Genomic DNA, 18,339 nt, shown 5'->3' on the forward strand with positions numbered 1-18,339 from the left:
CGTTTCTTTGCTAATTTCTCCAGTATTCATTCTGATCTTCAGCGGTCAACTGTTTATTATAAAGCATCTCAGTCTCCGGTATCGGCAGCATGAACCGCGGACTGTTTGCCGGCAATTCTTTCACCCCTGCCCATTGATCTTTACCGGTTCGTTTCAGTGACATGCTCAAACGTTTGATATCATTTAGGGCAAACCCTTCGCCATAAAGTTCCTTCCGTCTCTCTTTCCAAATCAACTCCACGGTTGCTTCCGTAGGAGTTGCTCCACGGGCTTTCTGCAATATATTCAACACTTTCTTCGCTTCGGCGGCGTTACCCAACCCAAGCTCAGCCTCCGCCTTGATCAGATAACCTTCGGCTATACGGCAGAATGGCGATTCGGCATCGCCGATGTTTTTACGATGTCCGAATTTGCTGATGAAGAAACCGTCTTCTTCATAGGCATAACCGGGGAAGAGTTTACGGCAATCCGAATCTTCAAACATGTCACGGAACGAAGCACTGGCACGCACCGTACTGTATCCTTTAAGAATATTCTTAGCCTTACCCTCGATATCTTGTGAGGCTATTTTCGCTCCATACGGATAGCCTTCGAATGAAGAGCAATACCAATAGAATGAAGGAATCGAAGCATACAGATTACATGTGTTGGGAGTAAAGTTAAAGAACCAGAGCCATTCTTTGTTTCGGTCTTTGAAACCGGCACGGTATTCGTCCTTTGTCATGAGATTGCTTCCATCATACAAGCCGACAGCATCCGTCGCATATTTAACGGCATTGGCATAATCTCCCATATTCAAATAAGTACGCGCAAGCAACAACGCGGCTCCCCGCCGGTTCACAAACTGTGCATCTTCTCCCGAACAATGCTCGTAAGCATACATCAGATCGGAGAGGATTTGTTTGTAAGCTTCGCGTACGGATGTTCGGGGCACATTACGAGATTCGTCGTTCGAACCCGGTTCGAGGCGCAACAAGATACCTTTCGAATCCGGCTGATCGGTATAAGCCCTCGCAAAGAGCTGCGTTAAAAGCAAAAAGTTATAGGCTCGCAGTCCATAAGCCTGTGCAATCAAATCTTCCTTTTCAGCGCCTTCGGGCTTTAGCGCCTTGGCATTGACGATAATCGTATTAGCCTGGTCAATGGACTTATACGCATAACGCCAGATATAATTGGCATACCCCGTCCACCACGGACTTATCACAGGTGTTTGGGCATACTGATACGAAAAGACGAGCCAGTTATACGTGGAAAAACCATAGGCTCCACTGGTCATGGTCAAATCTTGCCCCATCACATCGGAAGTAATCGTTGCCAATGTATGATAACGAAAATCTCCTAATTGGGCATACGCTCCCATAAGAGCTGTCCTTGCAGCAACCACCTCCGTCATGATTTGTTCGTCGGAGACGGAGGTCGACGGTTTCTGATTCAACAGATCGTCCGAACAGGAAAAGCATATCGGGAGAGCCAGGAAAAGTAACAGATATTTTATTTTCATCTCGTTTGAATTTAAATGTTTATATGATCAAAAAGTCAGATTAAAACCCATCGTCAATGTCGTGGGCACAGGGATTGCCGTTAAAGTATTGTATCCTCCGATCCCGAAAATATCGATATCGGAATACCCTTTCCAGTCGTCCTTAAACCAAGTAAACAGATTGTCGGCACTGACAAATATTCTCGCTCCTTTCAACACATCCGATACCGGTTTCAGGCCGGATGGAAGCGTATAAGACAAGGTGACGTTCTTGAGCTTGATATTGGTCGCATCGTAAAGAAAACGAGTGGAGATACCATCCGAAGCATTCGTGTTGTTATTGACATATTTCGGTACATTCGTATTCGTGTTCGACGATGTCCAAGCCATCAGTTCATCTTTATGCATCTGTGCACCGGCCTGATTACCGTCATGCATAATCTGCGCGTATAACGCATCATAGACCAGGCCTCCCCAGCTGTAAGCAAACAATACGGACAAGTCAAATCCCCGGTAAGAGAGATTCGTACTCAAGCCCCCATAGAAATCCGGGGTAGCACGTCCCTGTTTCTCATAAGTGGCCTGACTGTAAACATTTGTCGTACCACGATTCCCTGAAGCATCGATTTTTACCCACTGCGGGTCTCCGTTAACCGGATTGACCCCGGCCCAAGTCGGCATGTAGAATTCATACTGACTATATCCTTTCGACCATATCTTCTTTGTGTTCGAAATGATTTGATCGTCTCCCACAAGGTCTTTAATCTCATCACGTATAGCCGACAAATTAAAATCGATATTCCACTTAAGGGGGGAGTCACGCAAAACATGGGCTCCTAAGGTCAATTCCACACCGTAATTGGCGACCTTCGCCATATTCATCATGATCGATTCAAAACCATTCGATGCAGCAAGCGGATATTTATAAAGCAAATCTTTCGAGCTTTTATAGAAATATTCGGCCGATCCGTAGAAACGATTCAGGAAACGAAAGTCGACACCGACGTTAAACATAGCCTGCTTTTCCCATTTCAAATGCGGATTCGCCAGTTGCGTATGTCCCGTACCGGACGACGTCCCGTAGATGTAGTCGGAGCTGCTATCCCACAAACCTAAAGATTGATAACGATCCAGCCCCTGATTATTTCCGGAGGTACCGTAACTTAAGCGTAGCTTGAGCTGATCGAGCCATTCAAAAGACTTCATCAGGTCTTCCTGTTCGATTCTCCAGGATGCTCCCGCGCTCCAGAACGTTCCCCATTTGTTATCAACACCAAAAATCGATGAACCGTCGCTACGCAGACTGACCGAGAAATTATAACGGTCGCTATACGTATATTCAACACGTCCGAAATAAGAGATCAGGGTCTCTTTCGTCGATTTGGACTGAGGACTCAGTGCTGAAGCCCCGGAGCTTAACTCATACATATTATTCAGAGGGAACGTGGTTGCCCCTGCCTCTACTCTCTCATAATCACTCTGCCAATACTCGAAACCCGCCATTGCATTAAGAAGATGCCGTTCCGCGAAACGATTCGTATAGTTCAGCGTATTGGTAAACGTGTACACCAGATCGGTCGTATGATAACGGTCTGCACGTCCGTTATAAGCAGGCCCGTTACCATGTTCTTTATTCCAATATCTCGACTCCGAGTAATGAATATAGTCGGGAGCAAACACAGTCTTGAAGTTTAAGCCCTCATACAGTTTGAAATCAAGAAACGCAGAGGCCAGAAAACGATAGTTTTTACTGCGATTCAAATCCATCTGGGGTATAGCTATCGGATTGAAATCCAACGAGGTCGGATTCGTGAAATTATATTGTTTGTTCCCGGATGAATCGAGGATCGGATTTCCGTCTCTGTCTGTCAGATAGACCGGCACTCCGTTGGGGAACAGTAAAGCGTTGTACAGCGGACTCGCACCGGCACCTCCTCCTACTTCGGAATGCTGTATTGAATGAGAAAACGTGATGTTCATTCCGGCTTTCAACCACGAGGCAACATCCGTCGATATCGTTCCTTTTCCGGAATATCGTTTGTACAAGGCCGAAGGCGTCACTCCCTCCTGGTCGTAATAACCGGCCGAGAAAAAATAATTCGTCTTCTCATTCCCTCCATGAACATTTACATTGTAATCTTGCGTCAACGCCGTTTTAAAGATCTCATCCTGCCAGTCTGTATCGACAATGATCCGCGCGCCGTTTACCAAATTCCCGTTGGCATCGATCGGCTGATCCACATTATACGGATTAAACGTGATGGCCCCTTGAGCAAACGCATTGGCAGAAACGGCTGCTTTTTCAGGACTCTCACCGGCTTCACGTTTCTGTTCATAATGCGAAAGCCATTTCATCCGATAGAATTCGGCCGAACTCATCATATCGTAAGCTTTGGGAACAGACGCCAATCCGAATTGGGTATGAAACGAAACGGAAGCCTTGCCCAGCTTTCCGTTTTTCGTGGTTATCAATACCACGCCATTGGCCGCACGCGAACCGTATAAAGAGGCGGCCGAAGCATCCTTCAAGACCGTAACAGACTCGATATCTTGCGGGTTCAACGTAGCCAGAATACTGGATGAGTTGCTGTTATCCTCGGCTAATTTACTGTATTTTGTGTTGGCCGAGATCGGTACTCCGTCCACAACATACAACGGTTCATTCGAAGCATTCAACGAGCCCGAGCCACGAATACGAAACGACGAGGTAGAACCCGGCTGTCCGGAAGCAGACATCACCTGCAATCCGGCTACCTGTCCTTGTAACGATTTATCGAACGAAGCATTGAGATTCTGCAGTTTGGTATGGTCTACACTCGCCGCTGAACCGGTGAATACCGACCTCTTACTCGTACCATACGCAACCACTACCACCTCTTCCAGCGATTTCGTGTCTTCCCGCAAGGTGATATTCACGGAAGTTCTTCCGGAGATCTGAACCTCTTCGTCTAAATACCCGATATACGACACATGCAATACACAGTTCGACGCCACAGACAGTGAAAAACGACCGTCGGCATCCGTCACCGTACCGTTTGTCGTTCCCTTTTCAACGACATTGGCGCCGATCACCGGATCACCCTGCTCGTCGACAATCCGGCCGCTGACGGTTTTCTGTTGCTGAATCTCTTTCGCTACCGACCTTGCCGTTCCATGCATATTCATGGACGAAAGCACGCTTTTTTCTCCGAGGGCCGTGTTCTCCGTCTCCATCAATCTCTTCTGTTTCCAGGGATCGGCCTGCACCTCCGGCAACGAAATGGCCAACAGACATAACAAGAGCGACATGCCCCTGATCAAACGGGGGATTTTACGGAATACGACACATTCCCCAAGTGCCTTTTTCATTGAATCATCCATATTTTCAACTGTTTATCTAATTGTATATAAGCACCTTTTACCGCCTTTTCCTGTCTGTTTTTCTTTCCTTCTATCGTTACATTGTATTTATGACAGTTTATTTAATGCATTGCCTTTATGGTGACCGTACATCGGACGCACGCATCGCCCTCAAACTTCCGCTATCCGAAAATAAGACAGAAAAAACGCATCGAACATTTTTTCACTTTTATCTACTTGACGTACATTTCCCCAAACACCCTGCCCGAAAGTTTATTTTTTTTATCAAAACAGCCTCAAAAATTTAAAATTTAAATATTTCTACCACTTTTACTATCATACAAGCAGAAAACAAAGCTTTATACGTACAACTCGAATCAGAGAAGAACCTCATCCCCAAAAACTTTTTTTTATTTTTCCTTGGACACATTTGAAAAATAATCTATAACTTTGAAGCCAATCGGTCGATAAGCAATAACAAATAAAAAAATTGACAACCAAAATCAATTTTGAGCAATAAAACATCTATTCTACGTCATGAAAAAAAAATTAATTACAACAACCGCCCTGCTATGGATAATGACCGGGATGCTTTCGGCGCAGACCATCACGGGTCCCAAGCACCCGCTGAACATGAAAACCAAGAGGAGTATAGCAGACTCAACAACATGTGAGACCTATCTCAGTGGAGGTGGTACGAACATCATGTATCCGTTTTGTTCTTTCATCCACCGATACGGCAAAGACTGGCTAACGGATACAACGACTCATCAATGCGGGCTTCTTAGTCAAACCATCCAAAAGTATTCCCCCGACGGGCACCTGCTCTACCGATCGACATACGTCCCGAAAAGAGTCGATACGGATGGCAACGTTTCTCCCGAAAAGGAGTTTCACGTTGTGAAATATACCTATGGAAAAGACGGCAGGCTCCTCAAAGAGGAACATTACGACAGGCTAACAAACCCACCGACGAAAGGCAAACTGTATGAATCGTCGATTATCAATATACGATGACTGACAGCGGGTACGTACTCAACGTCACCGAGAGGCTGAATATCGACACCGAAAAGGATTCTATCGCAAAACACAAAGTAGAAATCCTGCTTGATAAGAAAGGACGCGTTACGGTCTGGAAAATAAAAGATCAACATACCGAAGAGACATACGTTACCGGCGATGACGGTAAACGCTATCGCATCGGCGATACATATTATTCGTATACCGACAGCAGCTATACTTCCCTCTCGTTCAAACGTGGGGGAAAAGAACTGATACGCGACCAAATCACCCCCGACCGATGGTATAAACACGACTATCTCTTTAATAAAAAAGGCCTTCAAACCAAAAAAAGATTCAGTATCCGCCCGAAGGACTCCAAAGAGTGGAAGATGTGGGACATAGAAGGGTATTTCTACTTCTACAAAGACGGCAATCCTCACAGCAATATCCGGATCGGGAAGGCTTCGGGACGAGTCTACGGCACCGTAGGCGGCGCTGTGGTGGAAACGGAACAGACCGTAGAAGCAGCTGTTTATACATTCGGCGGACAACCGGTTAAACGCCAACGTATCGGCGCCGGAACGACCCGCATCCCCTTGCCCGTAGGCTTCTACCTTATCACGCTCAACGGCACGGGACATAAAGTTATCGTGAAATAATCGATTTATATTCCATTGCCTCTCTCCTCCCCCTTCAAGAAAAAATGAAACGAAAGCTTGAAAGGGGAGGAAGAGCGGCCGAGACATAACAGCCGTTTTTTGAAATCCACCTTAAACCCGCAACACAGAATAAAACCTTAGTTTGTTTAACCCAAATTACGCGATACACTGTTTGGCGTTTACCATTAATAATGGATGTACGAATATATGACAAGGGTTACGTCAGGCTTACAGCCCTCCGCCGAGATGCGATGTCTTTTTCCCCAACGCTTCGCATTGGGCTGAATGATCTCGCCCCCTATTTATTAATGGTTAATTGTCATGCCGGGTACATGATTCGGCGTGTAACACGCATAACCATTACCCGAAAGGGCTGAAAGCCCGAATTATTTCAGCCCCATCCCATAAGGGTGGGGGATCGACATCCGGACCTTGTTCGGAGGGCTGAAGGCCTGAATTAAATTCATGCTTATTTGTTTTATTGCGGAATCCAGGATAATCCATTTTGCAGGAACGGCGATGAGTCTGAAGACGAAAGCCTTGACCCTGCTTGTAGGCTTCTGCCCAAAGACCTTTATTCCTCCATCCTGCATCAGCAGTTTATAGAAGTTTCTTATGAGGGCTGTGAGGATCAGGAACACGGTATGCTCTGCCATAAAGGATTTAATTTAGGCAGATGTTTCCATCCAAGCCCGTTGTTGAGGTCATCGAAGATGCATTCCTTGCTCCCTCGCTGATTGTAGAATTCAATCATGTACTGACAATTTCTCTTGAGCAGGAGCCACAGTCCGTTCTTGCCCTTTTGATATGGACATGGCGTTCTTCAAGCAAGACGGGAGAAGATACGTTCTAATGTGTCTTACTGGTTAAAAAGCACATTGGCATTACCATTCGGCATCAATGAGCAATAAAAAGTTGTTTAGAACATTATAAAAATAATTAAATCAGAGTTTTGCGAAATGTAGGTATAAGATTTTTTCTTACCTTTGGTTCCCCTAACAAACAAATTTATTAAACGATGAAGATATTGAAATTAGTATTGGCAGCATCTTTTTTATCTGCGGCTACCCTTTATGCACAAGATGCTTCGAAGGCACTGAAAGTAGGCGACAAAGCCAAAGATTTTACTCTGAAAAACGCACAGGGCAAACCTGTAAGATTGTACTCTCTGTTAGAGAAGAGCAATGTAGTACTCACTTGGTACAGAGGTGGTTGGTGCCCTTATTGCAACTTGGCTCTAAAACAGCTGCAAGATGCCTTGCCCGAGATAAAAGCACAGGGAGCACTCTTGGTAGCCCTTACACCCGAATTGCCCGACAGCAGCCTGTCTACTAAGGAAAAGCATCAATTGCAGTTCGAAGTTCTCTCCGACCTCAACAACGAGGTGGCACGTACATACGGCTTGGTATTCAAACTGGACGAAACCACGGCAACACGTTACGAACAAGGATTTCAACTCTCGGCATACAATGGCAATCATTCTGCCGAGCTGCCTATGCCCGCTACTTATATAATCGACCAAAAAGGTATTATCCGTTATGCTTTTGTAGAAGCCGACTATAAGCAGCGTGCCAACCCCAAAGTAATTGTCGGAGAATTGAAGAAAATCGGAGCAAAAGCCAAAAACTGATCACAATGTCAATAAAAACATGCCTCAAAAAGGACTCCTTATCTTGAAATACACGTATGGAGAAGACGGCAATCCGTACAGTAATATCAAGGTCGGGAAGGCTTCGGGACGAGTCTACGGCACCGAAGACGCCGCTGTGGTGGAAACGGAACAGATCGTAGATGTAGCTGTTTATACGTTCGGTGGACAGCAGATCGAACGTCGACGCATCGGTGCAGGAACGACCCGCATCCCACTGCCCGCAGGCTTCTACATCATCACACTCGGTGGCACGGGACATAAGGTTATCGTGAAGTAACAAATTTTATTTCCCATCGCCTCTCTCCTCCCCCTTCAAAAGAAAAAAACGAAACGCAGGTTTGAAGGAGGAGGAAGGGAGGCCGAGACATAAAAACCGTCTCATAAGCAATCGACTAAAAAAACGCTGGGCTGCTCACGTTTTTTGTTGTAACTTTGAAGACGCATAACGGAGACAAGTATCATTAAATAAAACAAATATTGTATGAAATTTTTTATCGACACGGCCAATCTGGACCAAATCCGTGAGGCTAACGACATGGGAGTATTGGACGGCGTGACCACGAACCCTTCGCTGATGGCCAAAGAAGGCATCAAGGGAGAGGAAGCGATTCACCGTCATTATGTAGAAATCTGCCGGATCGTGGAGGGCGACGTGAGCGCCGAGGTGATTGCCACCGATTACAAAGGGATGATTGCCGAGGGTGAGGTGCTGGCCGCGCTGCATCCCAACATCGTTGTGAAAGTACCCTGTACGGCCGACGGCATTAAGGCCATCAAACACTTCGGCACGAAAGGTATCCGCACCAACTGCACGCTCGTGTTCTCGCCCGGGCAGGCATTGCTGGCGGCCAAGGCGGGAGCCACGTACGTCTCTCCGTTCGTGGGACGTCTCGACGATATTTCGAGCGACGGTATCGAGCTCGTATCGAAAATCGTAGACATGTACGCGTACTACGAGTTCGAGACACAAGTGCTGGCTGCCTCCATCCGACACACACAACACATCATACAATGTATCGAGGCCGGTGCCGATGTGGCCACCTGTCCCCTAAGCGCCATCAAAGGACTCCTGAAACACCCGTTGACAGATAGCGGACTGGCCACCTTCCTTGCCGACTACAAAAAAGTAAACGGCTGAAAAAAAGAACACATCCAATTCATGGAGAAGATAAGCAAACAGATTTGTTTTTCGACCCAAAAGTCGAGGAATTAAACCCATTTATAAATAAACAAAGAAAGTCATGATGGAAATCAAAAGTGCGGAATTTGTCATCAGCAATACCGACGTGCAGCAATGCCCTGACGGCACACGTCCCGAATATGCCTTTATCGGACGGTCGAACGTCGGCAAGTCGTCGTTGATCAATATGCTCACCGCACGCAAACGATTGGCCATGACCTCACAGAAGCCAGGCAAGACGCAACTGATCAATCACTTCATCATCAACGGCGACTGGTACATAGTCGATCTGCCCGGCTACGGCTATGCACAGCACGGCAAAGCAAACCGCGAAAATCTGCGACGCATCATCGAATCGTATATCCTGCGCCGCCCCCAACTGACCTGCCTCTTCGTGTTGCTCGACTGCCGGCACGCACCGCAGAAAATCGACCTCGAATTTATGGAATGGCTCGGCGAAAACGAAGTACCCTTTGCCATCATCTTCACCAAAACCGACAAAATCAGCAAAGGACGGCTGCAGGAAAACCTTGACGCCTATCGTCAAAAAATGCTCGAGACCTGGGAAGAACTGCCGAATATCCTTACCTCCTCATCCGAAAACAGGGACGGACGCGAAGAAATCCTCCATTATATCGACGAAATTAATCGGCAGATAAGAACCTCCTGATTTAACTTTTTTATGTATCTTTGCGCGCATAAACAGAACAAAGAAAAAATGAAAAAGATCATCGGAGCGCTTTCATTGGTACTGCTTATCGGCTGCTCCTTGTCGGGGAACAGAAAAAACGATGCCTGTAACCATTCGGAATGGTACGGATACGTAAACATCTGCCTCCCCACCATCGACGGGATGAAAGAATGTCGCCTTCACCCTCGTGTACAGGCCTTCACGCAGAAATATCGCGAAAGCGGCCCTCTGCTCGGATACTATCTGAACGACAAAACATATCAACGAATCGACAGTCTGGGAACGTTTTCGTTCGATAATTATTTCATGCTCTACGGCGACTACAATCGCGAAAACTACGAAGCCACGGCCACCGACCTGCCCCTCATGCAACAACAGCTCGAACAAAGCCTCGTAGGCACCAACTGGCAGGAACTGGGCCGGCAAGTCGAAGACGTATATAACACCTTGATGATCGGACAGCCTGCCATCATCGAGAAATACAGCCCTTGCTCCGACGTACTGACGATGATCGTCCTGATGAAATACCGGCAGGAAAACGGTCAGGAATCGACCGTTATCAGCGCAGCCAACTGCATCCTGGTAAAAAAACGCCTGCTCAATATGGCTTATTACATGGCTTACGACGGAGGCAAAACCATCGACCTGCTCAAAGAGCGTAACGACGGCGCCGTACAAAAGCTGATGCAACTCAACCAATAACCCGATTTCTCAAAAAACAATCCGTACTGCAATGGAAAGTAGAAAGGCATGCGTTTTTGCCAAACAACGAGACGGTCAGGAAGTTCCTCTCTTCGAAGGAGGGAATCCCTTGCCTTTCTTTTGGCTCATGCTTGTAGGCGATGACGATATACGACACTACAGCGAAAAAATCAAACAGGCCTCCCATACGATGCCCGACGATACAAGCATGGCGCTCGATAAACTGAAAGCCCTTGCAAAAGCTACGGGACGGCGAAACTACATCGAAAAATATTACACCTCGTGCCTGCCCTTGTTCGACGACTGGATTTACTTCCTGCAAATCTCCGACTTCACCGACATGAAAATCTACGTCGATTTGTACGAAGTAAGTACTTGCTACACGGACCTTGACGATTTCGAAAAAAGCTTGCAACGAGCTATCGCCGGCTTTGACAAAGATGAACAGGCCTGGTACGAGAATACCATTGCCGGCACTTGCGGCTATGAAGCACGCAACAAAAACAAAAGACGATTTGTCGACTTCTCCGGAAGCTACCGGGATAAAAATAAAAAAGATATCTACAGCCATTTCGATCAGCGCATACATTTGGGCAAAACCATGTCTCCCCATAAACGCATGCTGCTCACCGTGCTTGTGCTCACGGCCATCAGCCTTCTGATCATCGGTATCGTAGCCTTATTATATTGGGTGAAATAAAAAAATGAAACAACATATGGAAACAGTAGTAAGCGGCATCCGACCCACAGGCAACTTACACTTGGGCAATTACTTCGGGGCGGTCAAAAGTTTTCTGCGCATGCAGGATGAGTACCGGTGTTTTTTCTTTATTGCCGACTGGCACTCACTCACCACCCATCCGCGCCCCGAACATATCCGCCAAAGCGTGAAAACCATCCTCGCCGAATATCTGGCTTGTGGACTCGACCCGCAAAAGGCCACGATCTATGTGCAAAGCGATGTGCATGAAGTACTCGAATTATATCTCTACCTCAATATGAATGCCTATCTGGGCGAATTGGAGCGCGTGACAACCTTCAAGGAGAAGGTACGCACCCAACCCAACAACGTGAATGCCGGCCTCCTGACCTACCCTACGCTCATGGCTTCCGATATCCTGATTCATCGTGCAGTCAAAGTACCCGTAGGGAAAGACCAGGAACAAAACATGGAAATGGCACGCAAATGCGCCCGACGATTCAATATGATTTACGAAGTCGACTTCTTCCCCGAACCGGCATCGTTTCACCTCTCAGACAAGGCCGTAAAAGTTCCCGGACTTGACGGATCGGGCAAGATGGGGAAAAGCGAAGGTAATGCGATCTATCTGACGGACGACGAAAAAACGATCCATAAGAAAGTGATGAAAGCTGTCACGGACTCCGGCCCTGCAACGCCTAACAGCGAGAAGCCGGAAGTGATTCAGAACCTCTTTACCATGATGGAGATCGTATCTGCTCAGGAGACGTATGACTATTTCAACGAGAAATATAACAACTGCGAAATCCGCTATGGAGACATGAAAAAGCAATTGGCCGACGATATCAACATGTTTTGTGCACCGATTCGCGAACGCATCAAGAACATCGTCACCCATGATACTTATCTCGATACCATTGCTGCCGAAGGCGCCGAGAAAGCGTCGGCCAGCGCAGCGGTTACTCTTGATGAAGTACGTCGCATCATCGGATTCAAATCCTACCGATAAACGTTGATGAAGAAAGAAAGAATTTTTATTCTTACGACGGTTATTCATTTTAAAACATAAATAAAAGATGAAAAAGATTGGATTATTATTGATGGTTATTGCACTGATTGGAACGATGTCGTGCAATGGAGGAAAAAGTGTGGACACCGATACGTTGTGTGCAGAAAAAGTAGCGGCTGCCGTACAGGCTGCCTGTGACTCGATCCGTGCGGCTCAGCCCGTGAGAGAAACGAAAATCATCGTGGCTCGGGCTACCGTAAAAAGCGGAAAAGAAAAAGCATTTCTCGAGATCGCAAAGAAACTGGTCGAAGCCACTCGCGCCGAAGAGGGGAATGTCAGCTATACCCTTTATCAGTCGCCCGAACAGCCTACCACTTTTATCTTTTACGAAGCATATAAAGATGCGGCGGCATTCGAGACCCATGCTTCGTCCGAACATTTCAAAGCTTTTGCCGATGCCATTACCGATTTGCTCGACGGCGATTTGCTCGTTGAAAAATTTTAGTAAGAAAAAAGAGACGGACAAATATCCTTTTTTTTTAGGTAGAAAAAGAAAAAATATTTTTTTTATGCTGTAAAACATTTTTTTCTTTTTACCTTTGTCGCGCAAATAAAAAACATCAATCAGGATTTTAAATTTTTAAAGAGATGAAAAAGATTTCAATGTTTATGATGGCTTTGGCCATGGTTATGATGGTTGCTTGCGGTGGTAAGAAAGCTGAAACAACCGAAGGTGAAATGACAGAACCCGTAGCAACGGAAACTCCTGCTACCGAAGTTGCTCCTGCCGAAGGAAGTGCTTTGGATCAATACCTGAGCCTTGTCGACGAAATGGTACCTCTGTACGAAAAAGTAGCTGCCGGCGATGCTGAAGCAACACAGAAAATGGCTGAGCTCGGGCAGAAAGTGCAGGACTTGGCTGCTGACCTGCAGAAAGAAATGGCTAACCTGACTCCGGAACAGTCTCAGAAATTCCAAGATGCTGCTAAGAAACTGACAGAAGCAGCTCAGAAAGCTGTAGCGAAATAAATGTCTATTTTTTGACTATCGAAAAAAAGGCAGCCTTTCTCAAAAAAAGGTGGCCTTTTTTCGTTATGGCCAGTCTACACGAAAAAGAACCGGCTCCTCTCATATTCCGAAAAAAACACCCTCTCTTGCTCGGTTACGAACCGGCAGGACAGAACAAATCCCTATCTCACAGGTTTCCCATAGAGACAGGGATTTTCATTAGCCTACAAAAACACTCAACGGCCGAGATCAACTGCCCCCCCCCTTGTAGTTCTGCCTTCTCCCGAAAGCCGATAAACATCTCTTTCCGGGAACAATCAATCTTTTATAAATGAGCATTCACTTTATTCCATTCTGCAACCGGAGGTAAGACGCCAAGTCCGATCACTTCGTCACGCATTGCGCAAAGATGTTCGTAGCTCTTTTTCAGATCAGCCATCTCGGAAGACGTACCTTGTACATCTTTGTACGTACATCCGTCTTTCGTGATTTCAACAGGCATCGCCATCATAATATGGTCGAATCCGCCTGACGACACGTAAGTGCCGGCCGGCCACCGGAACGCCTCTCCCCCCATGGCAGCACGTATCATCTCGACCGATACGTAAGCAGGACTTTGGAACGAAGAACGTCCACGCAAGTTGATAATATTCGCACCGCCCTTGGTCACACGCTGTTGCAATGCAGCCCATGCTTCGGCCGGTAATTTGTCTGTTCCGATCAGGTCGACCAGCGGCGTGCCGTTGATTTTTGCCGTCGAAGCAAAAACAGCCATCTGTTCGCCGTGTCCGCCAAACGTACAGCATCCCGTCACAGTACTCTGCGGCAGCTTGAAGTACTTCGCCAACTCGCTTTGCAGACGTGTCGAATCAAGCCCAGCAAGCGTTGTCACCTGCGAAGGTTTCAAGCCTGAGTATATGAGCGTGATCAGCCCCGTAATATCTGCCGGATTAAAGATCACGACCACATGCTTGCAATCCGGACAGTATTCTTTAATGTCCTTACCCAATTGTTCGGCCACCTCGGCGTTGCCTTTAAGCAAATCTTCACGTGTCATGCCGGCTTTACGTGCAGCACCACCCGACGAAATGACATATTTCGCACCCTTCAACGCCTCGGCCGGAGACGTCGTATACGTGAAATTCATCCCCTCCAATCCGCAGTGACGCATCTCTTCATAGACTCCCTCCAGAGCCGGCTCATACACATCCTGCAAACAAATGTTCGGAGTCAGTTTCATCATCGCAGCCGTCTGTGCCATATTGGAACCGATCATCCCGCCGGCACCGACAATCGTCAATTTTTCGTTCGTTAAGAATCCCATAGTCTTGTTTATTTTTATGTTAGTAAAATGTTCAGAACGCTACAAAAGTACGGTTTGATTTTTGAATAAAGAAATTTTTCCGTATTGAATTTGCTCCGAAAAGATAAAAAGAAAGAAAATATCTCTGCAAAATACCGAAAGAATTTGAAAAGACCAAGTGAAGAAGGTCGTGATATAAGTCCGATCAAGCTCATTTACAAAACATAACAGATTGATCTTAAGGCATAATCTGCCTTTTTCGATCTCTCTTCATACGATTTTCAAAACGATTTGTCATCTTTATCTACGCTAAATTCCGTAAATTTGCAAAAAAAAAGAAAGAAAGGATGACTACAAACAAGCAAGAAAGCTTATTGGAACAGATTCACTTTCCCTCCGACCTGCGTAATCTCTCGGCTGACCGATTGGAAGACGTATGTGCAGAGCTGCGACGGTATATCATCGACGTGTTATCCAAAACTCCCGGACATTTAGGAGCGAACCTGGGTACTGTCGAACTGGCCGTAGCATTGCATTACGTATTCGACACCCCTCATGATCGGATCGTGTGGGACGTAGGACACCAGGCTTACGGACATAAGATATTGACCGGACGACGCGATGCATTCCGAACCTTGCGCCAGTATAAAGGAATCAGTGGCTTCCCCAATCCGAAGGAAAGCGAGTACGACGCCTTTATCGCAGGACATGCCTCCAATTCCATCTCGGCGGCGCTCGGTATGGCAACCGCTTTTGAGATAAACAACGAACCCGGCCGTCACGTCGTAGCAGTCATCGGGGATGGCGCCATGACAGGAGGATTGGCCTTCGAAGGATTGAACAACGCATCGGCCAATCCCAACAATCTGCTGATCATTCTGAACGATAACGACATGTCCATCGATAACAGCGTCGGCGGACTGAGCCGCTATCTCGTCGACATCACGACAAGCCAAACATACAACAAGATTCGCTACGATGTATACCGTAAACTCCGAAAGCTTAATTTAGTCTCCGAAGACCGGCGGGAAAATATCCTGCGTTTCAACAACAGTCTGAAAGCATTGATCAATCGGCAGCATAACCTGTTCGAAGGATTCAGTATCCGCTATTTCGGCCCGGTCGACGGACATGACGTAAACAATCTGGTGCAAAAACTCAAAGACATCAAAGATATGCAGGGGCCAAAGCTATTGCATCTCAAGACCAGGAAAGGGAAAGGCTTTGAGCCGGCCGAACAGTCTGCAATCGAGTGGCACGCACCCGGTTGTTTCGACAAGGAAACGGGAAAACGCATCATTCCCGCACGGCTGAACCAACCGCAACTCTATCAGGATGTGTTCGGACATACGTTAGTAGAACTGGCTGAAAAAGACAAACGCATCGTAGGAATCACTCCTGCCATGCCAACAGGTTGCTCAATGGGCTTCATGATGAAAGCTTTCCCCGACCGCGCCTTTGACGTCGGCATCGCCGAAGGACATGCTGTGACATTCTCCGCAGGATTAGCCAAGGAAGGAATGATTCCCTTCTGCAATATCTATTCTTCGTTTATGCAACGCGGATACGATGAAGTGATTCACGACGTAGCCATCCTGAAATTGCATGTCATCTTTTGCCTCGATCGGGCGGGATTAGTGGGCGAAGACGGCATGACACATCACGGCGCCTTCGATCTGGCTTATCTGCGTCCGATACCCAACCTTGTCATCGCTTCGCCACTGAACGAAATCGACTTGCGCAACTTGATGTACACGGCGTATCAAACCTCGGACAGGCCTTTCGTTATCCGCTATCCGCGCGGCAAAGGCGAACTGGAGAACTGGCAAAATACGATGGAATTACTTCCCGTCGGAAAAGGCAGACAACTGCACGAAGGAAGCGATATAGCCGTGCTTTCGATCGGTTCAATCGGCAACGAAGTGATCAAAGCGGTCAAGACGGCCGAGAAAGAAGGCATATCGGTCGCTCATTATGATATGATTTTTCTCAAACCACTTGACGAAACGCTCCTGCACAACATCGGAAAACGATTTGCGCACATCATCACCGTCGAGAATGGGACCGTTATCGGTGGATTGGGTACAGCCGTTGCCGAATTTATGTGTGAACACGGCTATACGCCGCGCATCAAACGCATCGGCATTCCAGACGCATTCATCGAACATGGAAGTATTCCGGAACTGTTTCAGCAATGTGGTATGGATGCCGAGAGCATTCTCAAGGCAATCCGTCAGAGTCGGAAACGAAACGAACCAATTACGGAAGAACCATGAGAGTCCTTATTGCAGGTGCAGGAGAGGTCGGCACTCATCTGGCCAAGATGTTGTCGAGAGAAAGGCATGACATCACCCTCATGGATACGGACGAACAAAAACTGGCTTTTGCTCGCTCAGGAATGGAAATCCTGCCGTTTACAGGAAACCCGACATCTCTTCACGACCTCGAAGAAGCCGGTGTAGACAAGGCCAACTTGTTTGTCAGCGTGACACCGGAGGAAACCGCAAACATCACAGCCTGTATGTTAGGGCACAACTTGGGCGCCGAAAGGACATTTGCCCGAATCAACAACTATGAATATCTCTTGCCCAAGAACAAAGAACTGTTTCAGAAAATCGGCGTCGATTCCATGATTTACCCGGAGATGCTGGCAGCCAAAGAGATTGTGGAGGCCATCAAACGCCCGTGGACACGTCAGTATTGGGAGTTGTTCGGAGGGAATCTGATCCTGCTCGGCATCAAGGTACGTGACGACGCACCGATCATCAACCAAACCCTCATACAACTGCTATCGAACAACCGGAAGCTTTATCATATCGTCGCGATTCAGCGAGGACACGAGATGATCATTCCCGGCGGAGGAGACCATATCGAATCGGGCGATCTTATTTTTGTCACGACAACACGTGAATGGATCGAAGAAGTACGGATAAAGACCGGCAAACAAAATCCGGAAGTAAAGAATATCATCATCATGGGAGGAGGACGCATTGCCATCCGGGCCAGCCAATATATGCCGGATAACATCCACATCAAGATCATCGAAACCGACCGGGAAAAGTGTGTGCAGATATCGGAAAAAGTACCTAAGAACGTGCTGATTATCCATGGCGACGGTCGCGATACCGACCTACTGCGACAAGAGGGCATCCTCAATACACAGGCGTTTATCGCCCTGACGGAAAATTCGAGCACGAATATTCTGGCTTGTCTGGCAGCCAAACGATTTGGGGTTTATAAAACCATCGCACAAGTCGAGAACCTCGATTATGTTCCGTTGGCTTCGAAGATGGATATCGGTTCAGTCATCAACAAAAAACTGATCGCAGCCAGCCATATCTATCAGTTTCTTCTCGACGCCGACGTCTCGAATGTCAAATGTCTCGCTTTCGCAAATACCGATGTGGCGGAGTTGGTAGCCAAGCCCGGCTCGCGTATCACAAGAAAGCCGGTGAAAAACCTGCATCTGCCCAAAGACATGACGCTCGGAGGATTGATCCGCAGCGGCGTCCCGATGATGGTGGAAGGCAGTACACAGATTCAGGCCAACGACCGTGTGATGGTCTTCTGTTTCGAATCGGCCATGCGTAAACTCAAAGACTATTTCAACTGAGA

The 18,339-nt window shown here is 47.1% G+C and carries 17 protein-coding genes and 1 pseudogene; 14 read left to right on the top strand and 4 right to left on the bottom strand.

All coding sequences use genetic code 11. The annotated features are described in order from the left end of the window. Positions 1–10: 10 nt before the first annotated feature. Entirely contained in the window at positions 11–1,501 is a 1,491-nt protein-coding gene (locus BFO_RS02230; protein ID WP_014223952.1) for a RagB/SusD family nutrient uptake outer membrane protein, read from the bottom strand. A 27-nt stretch (positions 1,502–1,528) separates the two neighbouring features. Next, positions 1,529–4,828 (bottom strand): SusC/RagA family TonB-linked outer membrane protein, encoded by a 3,300-nt coding sequence (locus tag BFO_RS02235; protein ID WP_244262938.1) that lies wholly within the window; start codon positions 4,826–4,828, stop codon positions 1,529–1,531. 528 nt (positions 4,829–5,356) lie between these two features. On the opposite strand from BFO_RS02235, the gene BFO_RS02240 reads away from it, so the two are divergent. Together BFO_RS02240 and BFO_RS02245 are read left to right on the top strand one after the other, a co-directional pair. Further along, entirely contained in the window at positions 5,357–5,836 is a 480-nt protein-coding gene (locus BFO_RS02240) for a hypothetical protein (RefSeq protein WP_014223955.1), read from the top strand. Continuing rightward, the gene (locus tag BFO_RS02245) at positions 5,833–6,480 is read left to right on the top strand and encodes a hypothetical protein (protein WP_014223956.1); all 648 of its coding nucleotides are present in this window, start codon (positions 5,833–5,835) and stop codon (positions 6,478–6,480) included. Before BFO_RS02240 ends, BFO_RS02245 begins: the two co-directional genes overlap by 4 nt. Positions 6,481–6,977: 497 nt before the next feature. Here BFO_RS02245 and BFO_RS16530 read toward each other — a convergent pair. Continuing rightward, positions 6,978–7,234, bottom strand: a pseudogene (locus BFO_RS16530) (IS1380 family transposase); the annotation flags it as partial. Here BFO_RS16530 and BFO_RS16535 point away from each other — a divergent pair. From BFO_RS16535 to BFO_RS02295, 10 genes are all read left to right on the top strand, one after another. Next, complete coding sequence (locus BFO_RS16535) at positions 7,157–7,333, top strand: hypothetical protein (RefSeq protein WP_014223957.1); 177 nt, start codon at positions 7,157–7,159, stop codon at positions 7,331–7,333. The pseudogene BFO_RS16530 and the gene BFO_RS16535 sit on opposite strands and share 78 nt — an antisense overlap. A gap of 165 nt (positions 7,334–7,498) precedes the next feature. Then, positions 7,499–8,110 (top strand): peroxiredoxin-like family protein, encoded by a 612-nt coding sequence (locus BFO_RS02255; RefSeq protein ID WP_014223958.1) that lies wholly within the window; start codon positions 7,499–7,501, stop codon positions 8,108–8,110. 19 nt (positions 8,111–8,129) lie between these two features. After that, positions 8,130–8,408: a hypothetical protein gene (locus BFO_RS02260; RefSeq protein WP_014223959.1), complete on the top strand. Its 279-nt coding sequence runs from the start codon at positions 8,130–8,132 to the stop codon at positions 8,406–8,408. Positions 8,409–8,612: 204 nt separating this feature from the next. Beyond that, positions 8,613–9,269: a fructose-6-phosphate aldolase gene (fsa, locus tag BFO_RS02265; protein ID WP_014223960.1), complete on the top strand. Its 657-nt coding sequence runs from the start codon at positions 8,613–8,615 to the stop codon at positions 9,267–9,269. Between the two features lie 106 nt (positions 9,270–9,375). After that, entirely contained in the window at positions 9,376–9,981 is a 606-nt protein-coding gene (gene yihA, locus BFO_RS02270; protein WP_041590590.1) for a ribosome biogenesis GTP-binding protein YihA/YsxC, read from the top strand. Between the two features lie 48 nt (positions 9,982–10,029). Continuing rightward, on the top strand, positions 10,030–10,704 hold the full coding sequence (locus BFO_RS02275; RefSeq protein WP_140230600.1) for a hypothetical protein: 675 nt from the start codon (positions 10,030–10,032) through the stop codon (positions 10,702–10,704). Positions 10,705–10,735: 31 nt separating this feature from the next. Further along, a complete protein-coding gene (locus BFO_RS02280; protein WP_041590591.1) occupies positions 10,736–11,404 on the top strand; it encodes a hypothetical protein in 669 nt (222 codons plus the stop codon). Between the two features lie 16 nt (positions 11,405–11,420). After that, a complete protein-coding gene (gene trpS, locus BFO_RS02285; RefSeq protein ID WP_014223965.1) occupies positions 11,421–12,413 on the top strand; it encodes a tryptophan--tRNA ligase in 993 nt (330 codons plus the stop codon). Between the two features lie 67 nt (positions 12,414–12,480). Next, positions 12,481–12,918: a putative quinol monooxygenase gene (locus tag BFO_RS02290; RefSeq protein ID WP_014223966.1), complete on the top strand. Its 438-nt coding sequence runs from the start codon at positions 12,481–12,483 to the stop codon at positions 12,916–12,918. Positions 12,919–13,061: 143 nt separating this feature from the next. Further along, positions 13,062–13,442 carry a hypothetical protein gene (locus tag BFO_RS02295; RefSeq protein ID WP_041590592.1) on the top strand — a complete coding sequence of 127 codons (381 nt, stop codon included), beginning with the start codon at positions 13,062–13,064 and terminating at the stop codon, positions 13,440–13,442. Positions 13,443–13,746: 304 nt separating this feature from the next. On the opposite strand, the gene BFO_RS02300 is transcribed toward BFO_RS02295, so the two are convergent. After that, positions 13,747–14,745, bottom strand: coding sequence for a malate dehydrogenase (locus BFO_RS02300; RefSeq protein ID WP_014223968.1), 999 nt, complete (start codon positions 14,743–14,745; stop codon positions 13,747–13,749). Between the two features lie 326 nt (positions 14,746–15,071). Between BFO_RS02300 and dxs the strand changes: the two genes are divergently transcribed. Together dxs and trkA are read left to right on the top strand one after the other, a co-directional pair. Beyond that, the gene (gene dxs / locus BFO_RS02305; RefSeq protein WP_014223970.1) at positions 15,072–17,000 is read left to right on the top strand and encodes a 1-deoxy-D-xylulose-5-phosphate synthase; all 1,929 of its coding nucleotides are present in this window, start codon (positions 15,072–15,074) and stop codon (positions 16,998–17,000) included. Further along, positions 16,997–18,337 (top strand): Trk system potassium transporter TrkA, encoded by a 1,341-nt coding sequence (gene trkA, locus BFO_RS02310; protein WP_014223971.1) that lies wholly within the window; start codon positions 16,997–16,999, stop codon positions 18,335–18,337. The genes dxs and trkA overlap by 4 nt, the downstream gene beginning before the upstream one ends. The last annotated feature ends 2 nt before the right edge of the window (positions 18,338–18,339 follow it).

The sequence above is a fragment of the Tannerella forsythia 92A2 genome, from assembly GCF_000238215.1.
Classification (GTDB): domain Bacteria; phylum Bacteroidota; class Bacteroidia; order Bacteroidales; family Tannerellaceae; genus Tannerella; species Tannerella forsythia.